Genomic DNA, 20761 nt, shown 5'->3' on the forward strand with positions numbered 1-20761 from the left:
TCCCATATGTGAGGTATCGCGCCACCCGTGGCCGGTCGCCGGAATCGATGTCCTGAATCGGCCACCGCCAGGCCTTGACGCGCACGCACCGAATACCCTAACGAACGCCGGGAATCCCGTACGGCCGCGCCGCGGTGACGAATCACGGAATTCCGGGGCGGACACGATGCCGAAATCCCGCTATCGTGTCACCGCGAAAGCAGATATCACTGACAATGGGAACATTCCACAAGGCCGCGTGCGAGGCCGGGCCCGAAATGCCCCGATCGATACCTGGAAAGGCTGTTGATGCGTTCGGTGGTGAACCTCACAGTGCACGGCATCGGCCCGCCGTCCCGCCCGTTCGAGCCCGGCGAGCAGGACACGTGGGTGACCGTCGAGCAGTTCGAGCAGGTGCTCGACGCGGTGGCCGGCCGCCCGGACGTCCGCCTCACCTTCGACGACGGCAACGCCTCCGACGTGGAGATCGCGCTGCCCCGGCTGCGTGAGCGCGGCCTCGTCGCCGAGTTCTTCGTGCTCGCCGGACGCCTCGGCGAGCCGGGCCGGCTCGACGCCGACGGCGTGCGGGAGCTGGTCGCGGCGGGCATGACCGTCGGCTCGCACGGCTGGGCCCACCGGGACTGGCGGCGGCTCGACGCGAGGGAGGCGGGCGAGGAGCTCGGCGAGGCCCACCGGGTGCTGAGCGAGCTGACCGGCCGGCCGGTGACCCGGGTGGCGATCCCGTTCGGGTCGTACGACCGGCACGTGCTGCGGCGGCTGCGCCTGGCGGGCGTGACCCGCGCCTACACCAGCGACGGCGGCCGCGCCCGGCCCGACGCCTGGCTGCAGGCCCGCACCAGCCTGCGGCACGACCTCGACGCCGCCTGGACGCGCCGGGTGCTCGACGGGCGCCCCTCACCGCTCGCCCGCGCGCGCTCGTTCGCGGCCCGCACCGTGAAACGGCTGCGCGGCTGAGCGGCGGCGGGCGGCCCGCTCCCCCGGCGCCGCCCGGCGACCCCCACCCGACCCCCGCGCCCCGAATCGACCCCCGATCCCGAACGGGCCGAGAGCGAGGGAGCATGCCCGAATTCCCCCCACGGACGGTCACGTGATGTCGCACGATCCGTGTCCCGAGCCCCGCGTCGCCGTCGTGATCGTCACCTACAACAGCGCCGACGTGCTCGGCGGCTGCCTCGCGTCGCTCCCCGACGGCGCCGCGGGCGTACGGCTCGCCGCCGTGGTCGTCGCGGACAACGCCTCCGCCGACGACTCGGTGAAGATCGCCGCCGGTGCCGCGGGCGCGCTGCCGGTGCGCGTGGTCCAGGTCGGCCGCAACGCCGGGTACGCGGCGGCGGTGAACGCCGGCGTCGCCGCGCTCGACCTCGACGATCTCGACGCGGTGCTCGTGCTCAACCCGGACTGCCGGCTGCGGCCGGGCTGCCTCGCCCGGCTCGCCGCGGCGCTGCGCGGCCGGGTCGGCATCGCCGTACCGAAGCTGGTCAACCCCGACGGCAGCCTGCAGCCGTCGCTGCGCCGCATGCCCACGGTGGGGCGGGCGTTCGCCGAGGCGGTGATCGGCGGCAACCTCGCCGGGCGCATCGCCGGGCTCGGCGAACTCGTCACCGACCCGCGGGAGTACGAGCGGCCCGGCCCGGCCGTGTGGGCGACCGGCGCGGCGATGCTCGTGTCCACCCGGGTGATCCGCGACATCGGCGACTGGGACGAGTCGTTCCTGCTCTACAGCGAGGAGACCGAGTACGCGCTGCGGGCCGCGGACCACGGCTGGACGCTCTGGTACGAGCCCGCGGCGGTGGTGGAGCACATCGGCGGCGACTCCGGGGTCAACCCGCGGCTCGCCTCGCTGCTCGTGGTGAACAAGGTGCGGCTGTACCGGCGGCGGCACGGGCGGGTGGCCTCGGCCGCCTACTTCCTCGCGGTCGCGCTCGGCGAGGCGCTGCGCGCGCTCGCGGGCCGCCGCACGTCCCGGGCGTCGTTCGCCGCGCTCGTCCTGCCGTCCCGCCGCGTCCGCTCGCTCGCGGGGTGACCCGCGCGATCCCCAGGAGGTGACGATGACCAGCCCATCGCGCGGGGAGGCCGCCCCGCCCGGCGCCGCGCCCGCCGGGTACGGCGCGGCGGACGGCGCCGGGCCGCCGGAGCGCGCCGCGGCCGGTGCGCCGGCCGGCCACGGGCGCGACGGCCCGGCCGAGGCCGGGCTGCCCGGTCCCCCGGTGACCTGGCGGACGGTCCCGTTCGACGCGCTCGGCGGCGAGGAGCTCGACGCCTGGCACCGGCTGCGGGCGGCGAACCCGATACTCGACAGCCCGTACTTCCACCCCGGCTTCGCCGCCGCGGTGCACGCGACCGGCCGCCCGGTGCAGGTCGTGGTCGGCCGGGACCGCGACGGCCGGGTGTGCGCGCTGCTGCCGTGCCACCGGGAGCGGTCGCTGCTGCGGCCCGCCGGGTGGCCCGGCGCCGACTTCCAGGGGCCGGTGGTCGCGCCCGGGGCCGAGTTCCCGCCGCTGCGGCTGCTCGGCGGCGGGGTGCGCGCCTTCGCGTTCGACCACCTGCTCGACGGCCACCCCGGCTTCGAGCCGTACGTGGAGTCCCGCCGTGTCTCGCCGTACCTGGACGTGTCCGGCGGCCTTACCGGCTACCTCGGCCGGGCCTCGCGCAGCGGCCGGGACAACATGGCGCAGGCCCGCCGCCGGACGGCGAAGGCGGAGCGGCTGCACGGGCCGGTGCGGTTCGTCGCCGCGTCGCTCGACGAGGCGTGCCTGGAGCGGCTGATCGAGCTGAAGCGGCGGCAGTACGCGGCGACCGGGGTGCGCGACCACTTCGCCGACCCCCGGCACGTGGCCCTGCTGGCCCGGCTGCTGCACACCCGGGACGGCTCGTTCGGCGGGGTGCTGTCCACGCTGCACGCCGGACCGCACCTGATCGCCGCGCACTTCGGCATCCGCGCGGAGAAGGTGCTGCACTGGTGGTTCCCCGCCTACGACCCCGCGTTCGGCGCGCTCGCCCCCGGCTGGATCCTGCTGCGCGAGCTCGTCGCCGCCGCCCCCGCCCTCGGCATCGAGCGCATCGACCTCGGCCGGGGCGAGGACGAGTACAAGCGCCGGGCGAAGACCGGTGAAACGTGGGTGTGCCAGGGCCTCGTCACGAGGAACCCGGCCCGGCGGGCGCTGCGCAGGGCCCGCAACTCAGTGATCTCGGCCGCGAAGTCGTCCGCCTTCGGCCCGCGATTACGCGGTGCCGTACGCCGGCTTCGCGCCCTCACCCGGTGACCGACGGAGGCGATCCCATCCCATGAGAATCAGCGTGTTCGGTCTCGGCTACGTCGGCTGCGTCTCGGCGGCCTGCCTCGCGTCCCGCGGGCACGAGGTGATCGGCGTCGACGTCAACCCGGTCAAGGTCGAGATGATCAACCGGGGGCAGGCGCCGCTGGTCGAGGAGCGCATCGGCGAGCTCACCGCCCAGGTGGTCGCCGAGGGCGCGCTGCGGGCCACCATGGACGCGGCCGAGGCGATCACGGCGACCGAGGTGTCCCTGGTGTGCGTCGGCACCCCCTCGGCGCCGAACGGCAGCCTGTCCACGACGTACCTGGAGCGCGTCTCCGAACAGATCGGCACCGCGCTCGGCGAGCGGGCCCGCGCCCGGGACGGCACGAAACCCCGGCGGCACACCGTGGTGTTCCGCAGCACCATGCTGCCCGGCACCTGCACCGGCCTGCTCGTGCCGATCCTCGAGCGGTCCTCCGGGCTCGTCGCCGGGATCGACTTCGGGGTCGCGGTGAACCCCGAGTACCTGCGCGAGGGCAGCAGCGTCCGGGACTTCTTCGACCCGCCGAAGACCGTGATCGGCGAGTACGACCCGGCGAGCGGCGACGTGGTCGAGGCGCTGTACGCGGGCCTGCCCGGCCAGGTGTTCCGGGTGCCGATCGCGGTCGCCGAGCTGTCGAAGTACGCCGACAACGCCTTCCACGGGTTGAAGATCGCGTTCGCCAACGAGCTCGGCGCGATCAGCCAGGCGTTCCACATCGACTCGCACCGGGTGATGGACGTCTTCCTCGCCGACCGCAAGCTCAACATCAGCCCGGCGTACCTGCGGCCGGGGTTCGCGTTCGGCGGCTCCTGCCTGCCCAAGGACCTGCGCGGGCTGGTGTACGCGGCGCAGCGGGCGGACGTGTCGGTGCCGCTGCTCGCGAACGTGCTGCCGTCGAACGAGGAGCACCTGCGGCGCGCGTTCAGCCTGGTCACCGCGAGCGGGCGGCGCAAGATCGGGCTGTTCGGCCTGTCGTTCAAGCCGGGCACCGACGACCTGCGGGAGAGCCCGCTCGTCGAGCTCGCCGAGCGCCTCCTCGGCAAGGGGTACGACCTGCGCATCTACGACGCCGGGGTGACGCTGTCCCGGCTGATCGGCGCGAACCGCGAGTACATCGAGAGCCGCCTCCCCCACCTCGGCGAGCTGCTCACCAGCGACGCCGACGCGGTGCTCGAGCACGCCGAGGTGTGCGTGATCGGCTGCGCGGACGACGCCGTGCTCGCCGCCCTCGAACGCGCGGGCGACCGCATCATCGTCGACCTTGTCCGCCTCCCCGACGCGGAGACGCGCCGGGCCGACCCGGGATACGTGGGCATTGGCTGGTAACCCGACCCCCGACCGCATCGAACCGCCCGCCGACGGCACGCCGCGGCGCAGGCGGGCGCTGATCCTCGTGGAGAACCTGTCGGTGCCGTTCGACCGGCGGGTCTGGCAGGAGAGCACGGCGCTGCGGGACAACGGCTGGGAGGTGCACGTCATCTGTCCCAAGGGGACGAAGCGGGACACCGAGTCGTACATGCTGCTCGACGGCGTGCACATCCACCGGTACCCGCTCCGGCCCGCGACCGGCGGGCCGCTCGGCTACGTGCGCGAGTACGGCCTGGCGCTGTGGCACACCCTGCGGCTCGCCCGCCGGGTCGGGCCGGTCGACGTGGTGCACGCCTGCAACCCGCCGGACCTGCTGTTCTTGATCGCGCGGCGGCTGCAGCGGCGGGGCGCGCGGTTCGTGTACGACCAGCACGACCTCGTGCCCGAGCTCTACCTGTCCCGGTTCGGGCGCGGCCAGGACCTGCTCTACCGGGCGGTGTGCCTGCTGGAGCGGCTCACCTACCGGGCCGCCGACGTGGTGATCGCCACCAACGAGAGCTACCGCCAGGCCGCGGTGCTGCGCGGCGGCAAGCGGCCCGAGGACGTGTTCGTGGTGCGCAGCGCGCCCGCGGTCGAGCGGTTCCGTCAGGTGCCGCCCGAGCCGGAGCTGAAGAAGGGCAAGCCGCACCTGCTCTGCTACCTCGGCGTGATGGGCCCGCAGGACGGGGTGGACTACGCGCTGCGGGCGCTCGCCCGGCTGCGGGACGAGCTGGGCCGTACCGACTGGCACGCGGTCTTCATCGGGGCCGGGGACACCTTCGACGCGATGACGGCGCTCGCCCGCGAGCTCGGCCTCGGCGACCTGGTCGAGTTCACCGGGCGCATCCCGGACGCGGACCTGCTGCGCTACCTGTCCACCGCCGACGTGTGCCTCTCGCCGGACCCGAGCAATCCGCTCAACGACGTGTCCACGATGAACAAGGTGCTGGAGTACATGGCGATGGGCCGGCCGATCGTCTCGTTCGACCTGAAGGAGGCGCGGGTGTCGGCCGGGGACGCGGCCGTGTACGCGCCCGCGAACGACGAGGGCGAGTTCGCCAAGCTCATCGCCCGGCTGCTCGACGACCCGGAGGAGCGCCGGGTGATGGGCGAGATCGGGCTCGCCCGGGTGACCGGGCCGCTGAGCTGGGAGCGGTCGGTCACCCACCTGCTGGCGGCGTACGAGGCGGCGTACGCGAAGCCGCCGAGGAGGGGCCGGCGGGCCCGTGGCTGACCCGGGTGCTCGCGTCCGTGCCCCAGGCGACCGCGGCGCCGCGGCGCGACCGCACCGCGGTGAGCGCCCGGTCGAGCAGCTGCACCGCGAGGTAGCAGGCGGCGTCGAGCACGCCGACCTCGCGGCGCCGTACCACGGCGAGCAGGTCGGCCAGGCGCAGCCGCGGCTCCCGGAACGGCAGGCCGAGCGCGTCGAGCTGCCGGTTGCCGAGCCGTACCCGGACCCGGCGGCGCAGGTGGGCCCGCACGGTGCGGGCGGGGCGGACCAGCGAGCGGGCCTCACCCACCACGGCCCGCTCGTGCGGGGCGAAGCTGCGGTGCACCCAGCCGTCGTCGGAGATCACGTCGTCCGGGATGGGGAAGGCGCGGGCGTGGCCCTCGGCGGTGAGCACGTAGACGCCCACCCCGGCGAGCGCGCGGTGCGGCGCGACGAGCCGGTCGTGCACCCGGTGCATGCGGCGGGCGACCGGGCCGACGCCGGTCAGGTCGAGCTCGGGGACCGGGGCGCAGGCGAGCACGCCGGGCCGCGCGCAGGCCGCCACGAGGGCGCGCACCGCGTCGGCGGTGAGCTCCACGTCGGCGTCGAGGTAGACGCGGGGGAACACGTCGCCGCAGTGCTCGTCGCCGAGCCGCAGCGCGTGCGGCTTGCCCGGGACGTCGGTCTCCACGACGAGCACGCCGCCCGTGCCGGGCGGCGGGGTGGCCGGGGCGTACCGGGCCGCGGCCTTGCGCGCCTCCTCCGCGGTGCGGTCGGTGCACGCGTTGGGCACCACCACGACGTGGAGCTCGCCGGGGGCCGTGCCGGCGAGCAGGCGCCGCAGGGTGCGGCCGATCACGGCCTCCTCGTTGTGCGCGGGCACGACGACGGCGGCGATCGGCTGGCTCACCGGTGCTCCTCCTGGGGGCGAGAGGTCGGCCGGGTACGGCACCGCGCGCGCGTGGCCGTACGGGCGGATTCGGGGGACACGGGCGCGGCGGCGCGGGCGGACACGCGGGTCTCCGGGGCGCGGTCCTCGCCGCCGGGCACCGGACACACTACCGTTTCGCTGCGTACACCGTTTGGCTTCCGCGCCACCTTCCCGAGTTTTCCCGATTTATTCCGTCATTCACTTCCAATAGTGCGACTCGTGGTTTAGGGAGAAATCGTGAGAGTCGAACGGACCCCGCTCGAGGGCGTGCTGCTGTTCGTCCCGACGCCGCACCATGACGACCGTGGGCTGTTCACCCGCACGTTCGACACGGCGCTCGCCGAGAAGCTGGGGCTGGAGCCGTTCGTGCAGGACAGCCAGTCCCGGTCGCGCCGGGGGGTGATCCGCGGCATGCACGGGCGGACCGGCCGGGGCGAGGCGAAGCTGGTGCGGTGCGCGCGGGGGGCGGTGTACGACGTGGTGGTGGACGCGCGGCCGGACTCGCCGACGTTCGGGCAGCGGTTTTCGGTCGTGCTGGATGACGAGAAATTCCTGTCACTTTATGTGCCGCCGGGCATGCTGCACGGTTTTCAGGCGCTCAGCGAGGAGGCGGACGTGTGCTACCGCATCGACCGGCCGCACGACCCCGCCGAGGACGTCACGGTCCGGTACGACGATCCGGAGCTCGCGATCCCGTGGCCGCTCCCGGTCACCGTGGTGAGCGAGCGGGACCGCACCGCGGGGAGCTGGGCGGAGCTGCGGGCACGGCTCGTCGGCGAGCCGTACCCGGCGGGGTGAGCGGGGCCGGTGATGGCGAGACGCGCGTCGATCCTCGCGTTCCTGCTCGCGGTGGCCATGGTCGCGGCCTGCCAGCCGGGGGCGGGCGAGGCCGGTCCCACCGCCACGCCGGACGGCACGGCGACCGCGACCGCGAGCGGCACCCCCACGCCGGAGCCGCGGGCCGAGCACCCGACGCCGGAGACCACCGGGGTGCCGCCGGGCACGAAGCTCACCCGGCTCCGGTCGAACTACGAGGGCATCTACCGGGTGGACAAGCCGGGCACCGTGCTCGACGGGGTGCACATCACCACCGACCTGCTCATCGTCGCCGACGACGTGGTGATCCAGAACAGCCGCATCGACGGGGGCGTGCTCGGCTACTACGACGGCCGGGCGTACTCGTTCACCATCCGGGACTCGATCGTCGGCCCGCCGAAGGGCTGCCTCACCGCGCCCGGCATCGGGTCGGCACGGTACACGGCGGAGCGGGTGCACGTGCGCGGGCACGGGGACGGGTTCAACGCGTCGGGTGACGACATCGTGATCCGGGACTCCTACGTCAAGCTCTGCTCCAACCCCGGCGACCACTCCGACGGCATCCAGACCTACAAGACCGGCAAGGGCCTCATCTTCGACCACAACACCGTCGACCAGCGCTTCGCCAAGGACATCACCGCCCCGATCTTCATCACCGACGAGCAGGCCGAGGACGTGATCGTGTCGCGGAACCTCGTCATGGGCGGCACCTACTCGATCCAGGTGCGCAACGTGAAGGGCACGGCGATCGTGCGGGACAACGCCCTGGTGGACAAGTCCTGGGTGTACGGCCCGGTCGACACCGACTGCGCCAACGTGGTCTGGGAGGGGAACACGCTCGTGACGATCGACGACAAATACCGCATAACGTCGACCGTCGGCCCACTCGAATGCGAGGGATAAGGAAAAAGACCGACATTTGAATATGCGGGCATAGAAACCCGAAATTATCGTTCTGCCGGTCCGGTCACCCGGTCCGGCCAGGGCAAACGCGGGAATGGCCGGTTCCGGAAAACGACGCGTCATCCCCGGGTGAAACGGGGATACCGCATCCGCGGCGCGCGCCGGTCGGGGCGCGGTCGAACGCGTGATCACGGAGGTCGGACGATGTCGCCAGGACACCGGCACGGCGACGGCGGCGGAGAACCATGGGCGGGCGTCCGGCGCTCCCGGCACCGCCGCCAACCGGGGACGTGGCTCGTCGTGGGCCTCGTGGCGGCGGCCCTGGCGGGCGTCGTGCTCGCCGCCCTCCTGATCACCGGCACGTCGCCGGCCGCCCACCGCGACGCCGGGCCGTACGCGGCCGTCACCTCGCCGCCCGGGCCGGGCGACGCGTCGCCCACCCCGGCCGAGCCGGTCCCGAGCCGGGAGGAGACGGCCACCGAGGCGGCGGAGACTCCGGCGGCCACGCCCGCATCCGTCACGTCCACGGAACAGCCGGTACCGCCGACGCCGGCCCCGTCGCGCCGTAAATGCCCTGGCCATCCGACGCCCGCCTGCACCGGCGTGCCCCCGGGGACCCGGCTCACCACGCTCCCGCTCAACGTCGACGGGGCGGCGTACGAGGTGACCGAGCCGGGCACCGTGCTCGACGGCGTGCACATCCCCGGCGACCTGCTCATCCGGGCCGACGGCGTGGTGATCCGCAACAGCCGGATCGACGGCGGCGTGTCGAACGAGTACCGGCTGCGGCGCTACTCGTTCACGATCACCGACTCCACGGTGGGCCCGGCCACGGGCTGCCTCACCGCGCCTGGGATCGGCGAGGCGCGGTTCACCGCCCTGCGGGTGCACGTGCGCGGGCACGGCGACGGCTTCCACGCCTCGGGCGACGACATCGTCATCCGGGACTCGTACGTCAAGCTCTGCTCCAACCCCGGCGACCACTCCGACGGCATCCAGACCTACAAGACCGGCAAGGGCCTCATCTTCGACCACAACACCGTCGACCAGCGCTACGCCAAGGACATCACCGCCCCGATCTTCATCACCGACGAGGGGGCCGAGGACGTGATCGTCACCCGCAACCTCGTCATGGGCGGCACCTACTCGATCCAGGTGAAGAACGTCTCCGGCCGGGCGGTGGTCCGCGACAACCGGCTGGTGGACGGCTCCTGGGTGTACGGCCCGGTGGAGGCCGACTGCGCCACCATCGAGTGGTCCGGTAACACCTTGGTCACGATCGACGAGGACTACCGCATCACCCGGACCGTCGGCCCGCTCCACTGCGCCACCTGACCGGCCCGGTACGCCGGGGCGGGCACGCCGTACGCCGGGATGCCGCGTGACCTGCGAAGATACGCCACGTTCACACCTGGTTGCCTAATTGTCACGGAACCGACCGGCTGCACCGGAAATGAGATGACAACGCGCGCCGGTTGCAGCAAGGTAGTCGGGGTCGATGAGTCCTGCCGGTCGCGCCGGTCCTCATTGCACAGGGCGATGGCCGTGGCTGAGACCCGAATCCCGACGGCTCGTCCTGACCGTACATCACCGACGACTCCGATTGAGGTGCCGTGTCCGGCGTCAAACATGCGACAACGTCCGCCACGAGCGCGGCCGAGGGGGTGCGCCGTACCCCCGCGGTGGTCCCGCTGCTGGTGCTCGCCACGTTCGTGGTCATCCTCAACGAGACCATCCTCATCAACGCGATCCCGCGCTTGATGGACGCGATGCACATCACCGAGCACACCGCGCAGTGGCTGTCCACCGCGTTCATGCTCACGTTGGCCGCGGTCATCCCGATCACCGGCTGGTTCCTCGACCGCGTCACCACGCGGGTCGCGTACGGCACGGCGATGGGCCTGTTCCTGTTCGGCACCGCGCTCGCCGCGGTCGCCCCGGCCTTCGCGGTGCTGCTCGCCGCCCGGATCATCCAGGCGTGCGGGACGGGCATCATGATGCCGCTGCTCATGACCACCCTCATGCGGGTGGTGCCGGTGTCCGACCGGGGCCGGGTGATGGGCAACGTCTCGCTCGCCATCTCCGTGGCGCCCGCGATGGGGCCGACGGTCTCCGGGCTGATCCTCGCGCTCGGGTCGTGGCGGCTGCTGTTCGCCGTGGTGCTCCCCATCGCGGCCCTGGTCACCTGGGGCGGGCTGCGGCGGCTGCCGAACGTCGGCGAGCCGCGGGAGTCCTCCGTCGACTGGCTGAGCGTGGTCACCGCCGCCGCCGGGTTCGGCGGCCTGGTGTACGGGCTGAGCCTGTTCGAGGGCGGCGACCTCCGGGTCGCGTCCGCGATCACGGCCGGGGGCCTCGCGCTGATCGCCGTGTTCGTGCTGCGCCAGCTCCGGCTGCAGCGGCGCGGCGCGCCCCTGCTCGACCTGCGCACGCTGCGCCACCGCCCCTACGCCATCGGGCTGGTCATGCTGTCGGTGGCGTTCATGGCGATGCTCGGCACGATGGTGCTGCTCCCGCTCTACCTGCAGAACCTGCGCGCGCTCAGCCCGCTCGCGACCGGGCTCCTCGTCATGCCCGGGGGCCTGGCGATGGGGCTGCTCGGCCCGGTGGTCGGCCGGCTGTACGACCGGTACGGCGGGCGCGTGCTGATCATCCCGGGCGCGGCCGGCATCACGCTCGCGCTCGCCGGGTTCACCCAGGTGACGCTCGCCACGCCGTACTGGGTGCTGCTCGCCCTGCACATGCTGCTGTCGCTGTGCCTCGCGGCGACGTTCACCCCGGTGTTCACGATCGCGCTCGGGGCGGTCCCGTCGTCGCTGTACTCGCACGCCAGCTCGATCCTCAACACGCTGCAGCAGGTCTCCGGCGCCTTCGGCACCGCGCTCGTGGTCACCGTGATGAGCATGCGGGCCGACGCGCTGCGGTCCTCGGGGGTCGCCGACGCGCTCGCCGCGCTCGGCGGCATGCGGCTGGCGTTCATCGTCGGCGCGGTGCTGTCGCTGATCGTGATCGCCACGGCCCTGTTCATGCCGGCCCGGTCGGAGAACGCCGGCGACCACGTGGGGGCGATGCACTGACCGGCGGCTACCCCGCGATGGCGAGCTGCACCACGGCGAGTACGGCGAGCAGCGCGGGGCCGCGCAGCAGCCGCATGACCAGGTCCGGCGGCATCGGCCCGAACGGGCCGGTGTCGACCACCATGCTCGTGTGGTCGAGCGGCGGCCGGGTCGCCATGCGGTAGCACACGGCGACCGCGCCGACGGCGGACACCGCGGCGGTGAGCGGCGAGATCGGGGCCAGGAGCGCCGAGGCCGCCGACCACACGACCGCGCCCGCGGCGGGCACCACCAGGTGCGCGAGCTTGAGCGTCAGGTCCGTGCCGCCGAGCGCCCGGCGGAGCGCGGGCGCGTGCGCGATGAGCCGCAGCCCGCCCGCGAGCCGGTAGGCCGCGAGGAACGCCGCCACCAGGTGGATCGCGGGCAGGAACGCGGTGAGCCCGGCCAGGTGCGCGGCGTACGGCACGGGGAGCAGCGCGGCCCACGCGAGCAGGCCGGTCCGCATGCGCAGCACCCGGGCCACGTCGGCCCGGACCAGCGCGGCCACCCGGTTGCCGCGGATCCCGGCGGGCCGGACCCGGGCGAGCGCGCGCAGCCGCCGCTCGGTCACCACCGGCCAGAACAGGGTGCTGTCGAGCGAGAGCAACGACACCCGGGCCGCGAGCGCGAGCTCGCCGCCCGAGCACGCCGTACCGCGGGTCATGTCCGCCAGATGGCGGCGGGCCGCGTACATCGCGACGGCCGCGCACGCCACGAGGGCGAGCGCACCGGCCCACGTCGCCGTCCCGGTCGCCGCCAGCGCGGGCGGCGGGACGGCGGGCCGGAGCAGCGGGACCGCGAGCACCGCGGCGGTGAGCGCGTACCCGGCCGCGGTCAGCCGGCGGCGCAGCACCGGCACCGGCCGCCGCCGCGCCTGGGCCACGGCGCAGCCGCAGGTGATCGCCGCGCCGAGCGCCGCCCACCCGGTCAGCCACGGCACCGGCGGCGGGCCGAGGCGGGTGACGAGCAGCAGCGCGAACCCGATCGCGGCCGCCAGGCCCGCGCCGGCCGCCACGGCGATCGCGAGCGGCACGGTGAGCAGGCCGGTGCGGTCGACCGGGGTGCTGAGCAGCCAGGTGCGGGCGGCCGCGCCGGCGTACACGGGCCCGAACGCCAGCAGCGCCCGGGCGAGCGCCACCACGCCCAGCACGGCCGCGGTGATCACCGTCCACTCCACGATCGGGGTGATCGGGGTCACCGGGGCCCGGCCCGCCGCGCCGATGTGGCCGAGCGTCGACGGCACCGCCTCGGCGGCGATGGCGAGGAACACCGCGGCGTAGATCGTGCGCTCGGCGAGCACCATGAGGATCTCCCGGGGCGGCCGCCGCGGCCTGCCCGCCCGCCGCCTGCGGCGCAGCTCCCGGGGACGGGGGTACGGCGAGCGCGCCGCGGCGAGCGTCACGAGCCCACCTCGATGACCCGGTCGGCCACCGCGTCGACCAGCTCCCGGTCGTGGGACGCGAACAGCACGGCCACCCCGGAGGCGAGCTCGGCGCCGAGCCGGGAGACGAGCCAGGCGCGCCCCTCGGCGTCGAGCCGCTGCTCCGGCTCGTCGAGGAGGAGGATGCGGCGCGGGCGGACCAGGCACGAGGCGAGCCCGAACCGGTGCCGCTGCCCGCTCGACAGCGTGATCGGCAGCCGGTCCGCGAGCGGCAGCAGGTCGAGCTCGCGCAGCACGTCCTCGACGGTCCGTTCGGGGTCCGGCACGCCGTGCGCCCACGCGTACAGCGCGAGGTGGTCGGCCACCGACAGGTCGGGGAAGTAGTCGAAGTCGTCGAGCAGGCAGGCCATCGCGGCGCGGGCCTCGGGGTCGGTCTCCCGGAACCGTCTGCCCTCCAGCTCGACGACCCCCTCGTCCGGTTCCTCGATCCCGGCCACGCAGCGCAGCAGCGTGGTCTTGCCCGCGCCGTTCGGGCCGACGAGCGCGATCGCCTCGCCCGGTCTCAGGGTGAAGCCGACGTCCTGCAGCACCGGGACGCCGGAGTAGGACTTGCACAGCCCGGACACCGCCAGCAGGTCCGGGGCCCGGCCGGCGGGCATGCCTTCGGTCACGTTCGCCATGGCCTCCCGGTAGGGGTCACGTTCGGAAAACCCGCGCGCGGCGCGGTCAAACCACGTTGACGAACAACGTGGTTCGCCGGTTCCCGCCCGGAACGCCGGGCCGTACGGCACGGCCGCCGCGATCCCGGCGCGCGGGCGGCCTCACCGGGAGGGGTCCGGCCCGGCGGACGCTGCGGCCTCGGCGGTGACCGCCCGCAGCAGGGCCCCGGCGGCGCCGATGAACAGGAAGGACACGCCGGTGACCTGGGCGAAGGAGAGCAGGTCGAAGGTGGCCATGCCGATGAGCGGCACGGTGAGCGCGGCGGCGAGCGAGAGGCCGAGGTCGCGGGCGCCGGGGTCGGCCGCGAGGCGGCGGGCGCGGAGCGCGGCATAGCCGGCGACCAGGAACATCGCGACGATCACGGTGATGCCGATCAGGCCGGCCTCGACGGCGGACAGGATGTACTGGTTGTCGAAGACCTGGTGCTTGGGCGCGTACCAGGTGGCGACGCCGCGCCCGAGCCAGGGGTGGCGGGCGATCTCCTCGGCGGCGACCGCGTAGTCGTGGGTGCGGTAGCGGATGCTGTCGTCGGTGCCGAGGTTGGCGAACAGGCCGTAGAAGGTGCCGAGCAGGCCGGGCACGAGCAGCCACACCCCGGCGAGGAATCCCCCGGCGGCGGCGAGCGCCCGGATCCGGCGCCGGGCGGGCCAGCCGAGCAGGAGCACCACGGCGACCCCGGCGAACCCGAGCATCGCCGACCGGGACACCGAGAACATCAGCCCCATCGCGATCAGCAGCGTGCAGCCCCACCAGCGCACCGCCGCGGCCCGGCCGCGGGCGTGGAACCCGTAGTGGGCGGCGATCGGCAGCAGCATCGCGCACACCACGCCGAACTCGATCGGGTGCCCGGTGGTCGCGGCCACCCGGCGCATGTCCTCGCGCTCGAGCACGGCCGCGTCCTCGGAGGTGAACTCGAGGATCGGCGGCCGCAGGTAGCGGGTGAGGTCGAGGTCGAGCAGGAACTGGAAGGCGCCGATCACCGAGATGATCGCGCCCGCGACCACGACCGTCCTGAGCAGGAAGTCGAGCCGGTCGAGGCCGCGCACCCCGTCGCAGACGAGCAGGGCGATGCCGACCATGGCCACGATGAGCACGAGCGCGTGGTCGGCGAGGTTGAGCTCGTCGGCGGGCAGGTAGCCGGCGGTGGCGTAGCCGTACGTGGCGATCATCGCGGTGAGGTAGCAGAACACCGCGGTCCGCACCGGGTTGCGGCCCTTCGCCATGCCGAGCGTGGCGGTGAACTGGGCGAGCAGCCAGGCGAGCGCGGCGACGAGGCTGACCACGTTCGCCGGGGTGAGCGACATCGGCAGGAACCGGAACACCATCCGGGCCGGCACGAGCAGCAGGGCGAGGGCGAAGAGGCAGGCCAGGGTCGCCCCGTCGGCCCGCCGCAGCCGGGCGAAGACCTCCAGGGACGGCGCCTTCGGGGACGGCACGGTACGGCCGGCCGCCGGTGCCGCGGTCACGCCTCGCCTCCCGCCCGCGATGCGGCGCCCGCCGCCACCGGCTCGGCGTCGGCCCGCCGCGCGCCGGAGGGCCCGGAATCGCCGGGACCGCCGGGCTCGGCGGCCGGGGCCGCGGCGGGACGGCGGCGGCCGCGGCGGTGGGCGGCAAGGCTCTCCACCGCGAAGGTCGCGGCGAGCGAGGCGAACAGGCCGAGGGCGAGCGCCGCGGCGGTGGCGCGGAGCCGGCGGCCCTGCTGCGGCAGCGGCGTGGTGGGCGGCACCGCCTCGTGCATGGTGATGTACGTGCCCTTGGGGGCGTCGACGGCGGCCTGGCGGGCGTCGAGCTCGAGGTGCGCCCGGGCGATGACGCGGCGCGCCATCTTCGTGGCCTTGCGCGGATCGGTGCTGGTCGCCTCGACGAACACGAGCGGCCCGGTGGCGAGCGACTCCAGGTTGCTGCTGCCGTTGGTGACCTGGTACTCGGTGTCGCCGCCCTCCTCCACGCCGAGCTCGCGGGCGGTCTCCGGGGTGCCGAGCGCCGCGATGAGCACGGAGGCGGTCACGCTGAGCCCGTGCTCGAAGTTGAGCATCGGGTTGATCCGCGGCATGGGCATCTTCGGGTCCGGCGGCACGACCCCGCCGCCCGTCGGGGTGGTCAGCATGAGCACCGCGTGCGACACGTAGACGGTGGGAATCGTGGCGTAGACCCCGAATGCGGCCGCGACGGCGAGCGCAAAAGCGGGCACGGAGATATACCACCGGCGAAACAGGACGAGAACCGTTCCCCAGAAGTCCATACGCTTCCTTCCGCGGTGACCCGCCACCGGGATCCGCGCGTCGATCACCTCACCGCACGAACCGGCCGCGGCCCGGCACCGGATGCGCGGCCGCCGCCGGCGCCGCGAAACCGTTGCCGGGCGTTACCATCGCCGATCAAAATAGTGCAATACGATGCCCACGCCGCCAACCACTCCTCGACGATACATCGGCCACAACAGGCCATTCGTTCCGTTTTTCCAACCTCTAACTCATTTGCCGTGGCGAATCCGGTACCGTCGTCACGGCCCGTATCGCCGCGGCCGCGGCGAACGCCGATTCACGCCGGTCATCGCCGGGGAACTGGAGTAGCCGACCATGAGCGAGCTCGCCGTCCTCACGCCGTGTTACCGGGGCGACGCCGCGTTGTTTCCGGACCTGCACCGATCGGTTCTGCAATTCACTCCCGAAGACACCGTTCATCACGTCTTCGTGCCATCGCGCGATAAGCACCTTTTCACCCAGTACGAGGGGCCGCGCTGCCGGGTGTGGTCGCGCTCGGAGATGCTGCCGCCGTACTATTTCCGCCCGCCGTTCACCGACGTGTACGTGAACGTGCGCCGCCCCTGGCCGCCGCTGCGCGGCTGGGTGATGCAGCAGACCGTGAAGATCGCGGCGGCCGCGCAGCTCGACGCCGACGTGGTGCTCATCATCGACTCGGACGCGGTGCTCGTCCGCCCCACCACCGCCAAGCGGTTCGTGGTCGACGGCCGGCTCTGCCTCTACCGGGAGGAGAACGGGGTCACCGCCGACATGGAGCGGCACGTCATCTGGCACCGGGTCGCCCGGGAGCTGCTCGGGCTGCCGCCCGCTCCCCCGCCGCCGCTGCCCGACTACGTCACCCCGCTCAACTTCTGGGACCCGGCGATCGTGCGGGCGATGCAGGAGCGCATCGCCGAGGTGACCGGCAAGAACTGGATGGACGCGTTCAACGAGCGGCTCCACATCTCGGAGTTCATCGTGTACGGCGTGTTCGTCGACGAGGTGCTCGGCGCGTCCGGCGACCGCCCGCCCGGGGACATCTCGATCTGCCACAACAACTGGAAGCGCAGCCCGCTCAGCCACGAGGAGGCGATCGCGTTCGCCGAGCGGCTGCCCCGCGAGGCGATCGCCATGATGATCTCCGCGAAGTCGCGGACCCCGCTGGAAGTACGGCGCGCCGCCATCCGGCGGGCCACCGAGATCGCGGCCGCCGACTGACCGGCCGCCCGGCCGGATCACCGGCGGGCCGGTGACCCGGCGACGCCGTACCGGCCGCCGGCAAGGCCCGCCTCCGGCGGCCCGCACCACGGCACGCGCCGCCGTGACCGGTCAGGGCCTAACCGTCGGAGGCCGCCTCGTCGCCCTTCCGATCGCCGCAGGATGTGACGGACGCGAGGGACTCCTCCGGCCGGGACGGCTTCGCGCCGTTGCCGCCCGGCCGCTCCGCCGTGCCGTTCGTCTCCGCCAGCCGGGCGCGCAGCCGTGCGGTCGCCTCGTCGCTCCACGCCGCGGTGTCGGCCTCCGCCTCCCGGTCGCCGCCGGCCGCCGACGCGTCGGTGGAACCGGCCCGATCGGCCGCCGGTTCGCCCTCGGCCTCCGCCTTGACCGGGGGAAGCTCCGGCCAGCCGGACCGCCGGATGACCGTGATCGGCTCGGCCCGCTCCGCGTCCTTCCCGGCATCCGCGGCCGGCGCCGCCTCCGGTACGGCGGGCGGGGACGCGGCCTGCGGCTCGGCGGCGCGCTCCTGCTCGCGGGCCCGGGCCGCCGCCCGGCCGGCGCGGAGCCGGGCCACGGCGTAGGCGATGCCGAAGCCTGCGAACAGGGTCGCGCCGAGCCCGGTCCCGGCGGCGGTGAGCTTCGGCGTGAGCGAGGCCTCGGGCGGGGACGGCGGGATCACGTCGGCCGTGCCGATGAAGGTCGACCGCGGCGCCTGGAGCTCCCGCTGCCGCCGTGCCAGCTCGTCCTCGATGCGGGCGCGCGCCCGGACCGTGACCTCGCGGGCGACGGCCGCCGAGGTGCTCCGCGTCTCGATGTGGATGAACGGCCCGGTGGCGCTGATCTGGAGCAGCTCGGGCTTGCTGCGGCCGTCGTCGACGATCAGCTCGGTCGGGCCGTCCTCCTCGACGCCGAGCTCGGCCTGCACGTCCGGGGCGTTCATCACCAGGATGAGGATGCTCGCGGTGGTCCGCAGCGTGTCGGTGAACTGCAGCAGCGGGTTGGTCAGGCCCCCGGACCGCTCGGCGTCCGGCGACAGGGTGCCGCCGCGCGGCGGGGCGGTCAGCACCAGCGACGCCGTCGAAACGTAAACCGTGGGCGCCAGGTAAAACGCGAGGCCCGCGACGGCGAGCGCGAGGGCGATCAGCGGAGGGCCGACGGCTCTCTTTCTCACTAGAAAGAGCAAGCTTGTCCAGAAATCCATGCCTTCCTGCCCGCTGCGAGGTTTCGGGGCGGCGATCACCAGAGAAAACAAGTATATGCCCGCTGCCGCATTGCGGAACTATCGTATCTCCATCGACATCCCGCCGGGGATGTTACGTACGGCACACACATGACGATGGATCGGAGGGCGGGCAATATGCCCGGGACGCGCCGCCGGACGCCGTTCACCGCGGCGTACGGCGCCGCAATTCCGGACACCCGGCAACACGAAACGTGAAGTGCCGATATTCCGAATTTCACCACGTGGAACGACAATTGTGATGAGGAGAGCGGATGGCGCCTGCTGCACCGGCGGCCGGGGCGGCCGTCGCCGGACGGACACGGGAGGTCACCCGGCTGGCCGGACTTGACGGCATTCGCGGTCTCGCCGCGCTTTTCGTGGTGCTCCACCACTGCCACCTGCTGTCCTTTCCCGGTTATCCCGCGGACACCGGGCCGGGATGGGCCGGCTGGCTGCTCTACGGGCACTTCGCGGTCGTCGTTTTCATCGTGCTGTCCGGCTTTTCCCTCGCGGTCTCGCCCGCCCGCGCGGAATGGCGGCTGGGCGGGGTACGCCGCTTTCTCCGGCGGCGGGCGTGGCGCATCCTGCCGCCCTACTGGGCGGCGCTCGCGATGAGCCTGGTGATCGCCTGGACCGTGGTGCCGCAGCCGGGCGAGGGCCCGCCCACGGCGAAGTCGGTCCTCGTCTACGGCCTGCTCGTGCAGGACCTGTTCGGCGCGCCGAGCCCGAACGGCGCGTTCTGGTCGATCGCCGTGGAGGCCCAGCTCTACCTCGTCTTCCCGATCATGCTCCTGGTGCTGCGCCGGTACGGCGCGGCCGTGATGCTCGGCGCGGTCACCGCGATCGTGGTGGCGATCGGCGCGCTCGCCCCGCACGTGGCCGCCGTGGACCTGTTCATGCGGCTCACCCCGCAGTTCGCGGCCCTGTTCGCGGCCGGGATCGTCGCCGCGGGGGTGCTCGCCGTACCGCGCGACCGGGACGACCCGCGGGCCGGGCGCGGCCGGGCGCGGTGGCGGGCGGCCCTGCCGTGGCTCGCGCTCGCCGCCGCGGTCCCGGTGCCCGTGCTGATCGCGGTCAACGGGTCGGTGTGGACGGTGGCGAACTTCTTCTGGGTGGACCTCGCGCTCGGCCCGGCCGTGGCGCTGCTGCTCGCCGCCCTCGCCACCGGCCGCCCGGCCGTGCTGGTGCGGCTGCTCGACCTGCGCCCGCTGCGCCGCCTCGGCTCGTTCTCCTACAGCCTCTACCTCACCCACGCGCCGCTCGTGGTGATCGTCGCCCAGCTGCTCGTGGCGCCGAACGTCGCCCCCGGCGTGCCTGCGTTCCTCGTCACGCTCGCGGTCTGCGTCCCGCTCACGCTCGCGGTCGCGTGGGCGTTCGCCGCGGTCTTCGAGCTGCCGTTCCAGCGGCACCGCGGCTGGGCCGCGCTGCGCGCCGCGGTCCGCGCCCGGCTCGCCCGCCGCCGGGCCTGAGGCCCGGCCGGTCACCGGAGGATCCCGGCGATGCGGAGCAGCTTGCGGGCCCGGTGCACGAACTGGCGCCGCTCCCGGCGGGCGTACATGCGCACGATCGCGGCGCGGGCCCGCCGCCGCTGCTCCGGGGTGAGGTCGGCGGTGCGGATCCAGCCGAGCAGCTCGCGGAACTGCAGCGTGTTGGAGAAGTGGGACTGCCAGGACGGCACGCCGAGGCGGCGGGCGACCACGCCGATGCGCTCGAGCTTCCAGTGCCGGTGGGCGAGCACCTCCGGCACGTGGCCCCACGGCCCGGCGAGCGCGAGCTTGCAGGCGAACACCTCGTCCTCGCGCAGCATGTTCCGGCGCGGGATCGCGGCCACCGGGGCGCGCCGCACCATGCCGTAGAGCGGGTCGATGAGCAGGTGGCTCTCGTTGAGCAGCCGGAGCATCTCGCCGAGCCGCTCCACCGGGTCGTCCGAGCGCAGCGCGGTGCCGGTGTAGTCGCCGCTCGCCACCTTGCCGTCCGGCCCGGTGTAGGCGATCCGGCTGGTGACGAGGACGAGCCGGGGGTCGGCGGCGAACTCGCGCAGCAGCCGGGAGACGTAGCACGGCTCGAGCCGGTCGTCGTCGCCGATCCACCGGAAGTACTCGCCCCGGGCGAGCCGGATCGTCGCGATGAAGTTGTTGAGCAAACCGATGTTGCGCGGCTGGCGGTGGTAGACCACGCGGGGGTCGGTGGCCGCGAGGTCGCGGCACACCTCCTCGGTCCGGTCGGTCGACGCGTTGTCGCTGATCACCAGCTCGATCCGGCCGTGGTCCTGGGCGAGCACCGAGCGGATCACGCCCTCCACCCGGTCGGCGGCGTTGCGCACCGGTAGGCCGATGGACACCAGCGTGCCGGGGCCTGGAGCTACGGTCATGGACACC

Annotated in this window: 18 protein-coding genes; 11 read left to right on the forward strand and 7 right to left on the reverse strand. The window is 73.7% G+C overall.

What is annotated here, in order from left to right:
• Nucleotides 1-300: 300 nt before the first annotated feature.
• The 5 genes from FHX40_RS20045 (at nucleotide 301) to FHX40_RS20065 (ending at nucleotide 5881) form a co-directional block, all read left to right on the forward strand.
• Nucleotides 301-954: a polysaccharide deacetylase family protein gene (locus FHX40_RS20045; protein WP_244941607.1), complete on the forward strand. Its 654-nt coding sequence runs from the start codon at nucleotides 301-303 to the stop codon at nucleotides 952-954.
• A 136-nt stretch (nucleotides 955-1090) separates the two neighbouring features.
• Nucleotides 1091-2023: a glycosyltransferase family 2 protein gene (locus FHX40_RS20050; RefSeq protein ID WP_142261051.1), complete on the forward strand. Its 933-nt coding sequence runs from the start codon at nucleotides 1091-1093 to the stop codon at nucleotides 2021-2023.
• Nucleotides 2024-2048: 25 nt separating this feature from the next.
• Nucleotides 2049-3263 carry a GNAT family N-acetyltransferase gene (locus FHX40_RS20055; protein ID WP_211350334.1) on the forward strand — a complete coding sequence of 405 codons (1215 nt, stop codon included), beginning with the start codon at nucleotides 2049-2051 and terminating at the stop codon, nucleotides 3261-3263.
• Nucleotides 3264-3285: 22 nt separating this feature from the next.
• Nucleotides 3286-4626 carry a nucleotide sugar dehydrogenase gene (locus tag FHX40_RS20060; protein ID WP_142261052.1) on the forward strand — a complete coding sequence of 447 codons (1341 nt, stop codon included), beginning with the start codon at nucleotides 3286-3288 and terminating at the stop codon, nucleotides 4624-4626.
• Complete coding sequence (locus tag FHX40_RS20065) at nucleotides 4616-5881, forward strand: glycosyltransferase family 4 protein (RefSeq protein WP_229788537.1); 1266 nt, start codon at nucleotides 4616-4618, stop codon at nucleotides 5879-5881. The genes FHX40_RS20060 and FHX40_RS20065 overlap by 11 nt, the downstream gene beginning before the upstream one ends.
• On the opposite strand, the gene FHX40_RS20070 is transcribed toward FHX40_RS20065, so the two are convergent.
• Entirely contained in the window at nucleotides 5808-6767 is a 960-nt protein-coding gene (locus tag FHX40_RS20070) for a glycosyltransferase family 2 protein (protein ID WP_170198898.1), read from the reverse strand. The two genes, FHX40_RS20065 and FHX40_RS20070, sit on opposite strands and share 74 nt — an antisense overlap.
• Nucleotides 6768-7025: 258 nt before the next feature.
• Between FHX40_RS20070 and rfbC the strand changes: the two genes are divergently transcribed.
• From rfbC to FHX40_RS20090, 4 genes are all read left to right on the forward strand, one after another.
• On the forward strand, nucleotides 7026-7586 hold the full coding sequence (rfbC, locus tag FHX40_RS20075; RefSeq protein ID WP_142261054.1) for a dTDP-4-dehydrorhamnose 3,5-epimerase: 561 nt from the start codon (nucleotides 7026-7028) through the stop codon (nucleotides 7584-7586).
• A gap of 12 nt (nucleotides 7587-7598) precedes the next feature.
• The gene (locus FHX40_RS20080; RefSeq protein ID WP_142261055.1) at nucleotides 7599-8507 is read left to right on the forward strand and encodes a right-handed parallel beta-helix repeat-containing protein; all 909 of its coding nucleotides are present in this window, start codon (nucleotides 7599-7601) and stop codon (nucleotides 8505-8507) included.
• Nucleotides 8508-8816: 309 nt separating this feature from the next.
• Complete coding sequence (locus FHX40_RS25200; RefSeq protein ID WP_170198899.1) at nucleotides 8817-9842, forward strand: right-handed parallel beta-helix repeat-containing protein; 1026 nt, start codon at nucleotides 8817-8819, stop codon at nucleotides 9840-9842.
• A gap of 278 nt (nucleotides 9843-10120) precedes the next feature.
• Nucleotides 10121-11581, forward strand: a complete 1461-nt coding sequence (locus tag FHX40_RS20090; RefSeq protein WP_229788535.1) for a DHA2 family efflux MFS transporter permease subunit — start codon at nucleotides 10121-10123, stop codon at nucleotides 11579-11581.
• A gap of 7 nt (nucleotides 11582-11588) precedes the next feature.
• On the opposite strand, the gene FHX40_RS20095 is transcribed toward FHX40_RS20090, so the two are convergent.
• The 4 genes from FHX40_RS20095 to FHX40_RS20110 form a co-directional block, all read right to left on the reverse strand.
• Nucleotides 11589-13001 (reverse strand): DUF6297 family protein, encoded by a 1413-nt coding sequence (locus tag FHX40_RS20095; protein ID WP_142261056.1) that lies wholly within the window; start codon nucleotides 12999-13001, stop codon nucleotides 11589-11591.
• The gene (locus FHX40_RS20100) at nucleotides 12998-13651 is read right to left on the reverse strand and encodes an ABC transporter ATP-binding protein (RefSeq protein ID WP_211350336.1); all 654 of its coding nucleotides are present in this window, start codon (nucleotides 13649-13651) and stop codon (nucleotides 12998-13000) included. Before FHX40_RS20100 ends, FHX40_RS20095 begins: the two co-directional genes overlap by 4 nt.
• A gap of 150 nt (nucleotides 13652-13801) precedes the next feature.
• The gene (locus FHX40_RS20105; protein ID WP_229788532.1) at nucleotides 13802-15166 is read right to left on the reverse strand and encodes an O-antigen ligase family protein; all 1365 of its coding nucleotides are present in this window, start codon (nucleotides 15164-15166) and stop codon (nucleotides 13802-13804) included.
• Nucleotides 15163-15891 (reverse strand): hypothetical protein, encoded by a 729-nt coding sequence (locus FHX40_RS20110; RefSeq protein ID WP_142261057.1) that lies wholly within the window; start codon nucleotides 15889-15891, stop codon nucleotides 15163-15165. The genes FHX40_RS20105 and FHX40_RS20110 overlap by 4 nt, the downstream gene beginning before the upstream one ends.
• A 388-nt stretch (nucleotides 15892-16279) precedes the next feature.
• On the opposite strand from FHX40_RS20110, the gene FHX40_RS20115 reads away from it, so the two are divergent.
• Nucleotides 16280-17161 (forward strand): DUF6492 family protein, encoded by an 882-nt coding sequence (locus FHX40_RS20115; protein WP_229788530.1) that lies wholly within the window; start codon nucleotides 16280-16282, stop codon nucleotides 17159-17161.
• A gap of 118 nt (nucleotides 17162-17279) precedes the next feature.
• Here FHX40_RS20115 and FHX40_RS20120 read toward each other — a convergent pair whose 3' ends face one another.
• Nucleotides 17280-18332 (reverse strand): hypothetical protein, encoded by a 1053-nt coding sequence (locus FHX40_RS20120; protein WP_142261059.1) that lies wholly within the window; start codon nucleotides 18330-18332, stop codon nucleotides 17280-17282.
• 323 nt (nucleotides 18333-18655) lie between these two features.
• Between FHX40_RS20120 and FHX40_RS20125 the strand changes: the two genes are divergently transcribed.
• The gene (locus FHX40_RS20125; protein WP_142261060.1) at nucleotides 18656-19852 is read left to right on the forward strand and encodes an acyltransferase family protein; all 1197 of its coding nucleotides are present in this window, start codon (nucleotides 18656-18658) and stop codon (nucleotides 19850-19852) included.
• An 11-nt stretch (nucleotides 19853-19863) separates the two neighbouring features.
• Here FHX40_RS20125 and FHX40_RS20130 read toward each other — a convergent pair whose 3' ends face one another.
• Entirely contained in the window at nucleotides 19864-20754 is an 891-nt protein-coding gene (locus FHX40_RS20130; protein ID WP_142261061.1) for a glycosyltransferase family 2 protein, read from the reverse strand.
• Nucleotides 20755-20761: the final 7 nt, after the last annotated feature.

Origin of the sequence: Thermopolyspora flexuosa (genome assembly GCF_006716785.1) — a bacterium.
Classification (GTDB): Bacteria; Actinomycetota; Actinomycetes; order Streptosporangiales; family Streptosporangiaceae; genus Thermopolyspora; species Thermopolyspora flexuosa.

Bases quoted from the DNA above. Each gene is read 5' to 3' on its own strand.
- FHX40_RS20130 (WP_142261061.1), bottom strand. From the start codon at position 20,754: ATGACCGTAGCTCCAGGCCCCGGCACGCTGGTGTCCATCGGCCTACCG.
- FHX40_RS20050 (WP_142261051.1), top strand. From the start codon at position 1,091: ATGTCGCACGATCCGTGTCCCGAGCCCCGCGTCGCCGTCGTGATCGTC.
- FHX40_RS20080 (WP_142261055.1), top strand. From the start codon at position 7,599: ATGGCGAGACGCGCGTCGATCCTCGCGTTCCTGCTCGCGGTGGCCATG.
- FHX40_RS20055 (WP_211350334.1), top strand. From the start codon at position 2,049: ATGACCAGCCCATCGCGCGGGGAGGCCGCCCCGCCCGGCGCCGCGCCC.
- FHX40_RS20125 (WP_142261060.1), top strand. From the start codon at position 18,656: ATGGCGCCTGCTGCACCGGCGGCCGGGGCGGCCGTCGCCGGACGGACA.
- FHX40_RS20115 (WP_229788530.1), top strand. From the start codon at position 16,280: ATGAGCGAGCTCGCCGTCCTCACGCCGTGTTACCGGGGCGACGCCGCG.
- FHX40_RS20060 (WP_142261052.1), top strand. From the start codon at position 3,286: ATGAGAATCAGCGTGTTCGGTCTCGGCTACGTCGGCTGCGTCTCGGCG.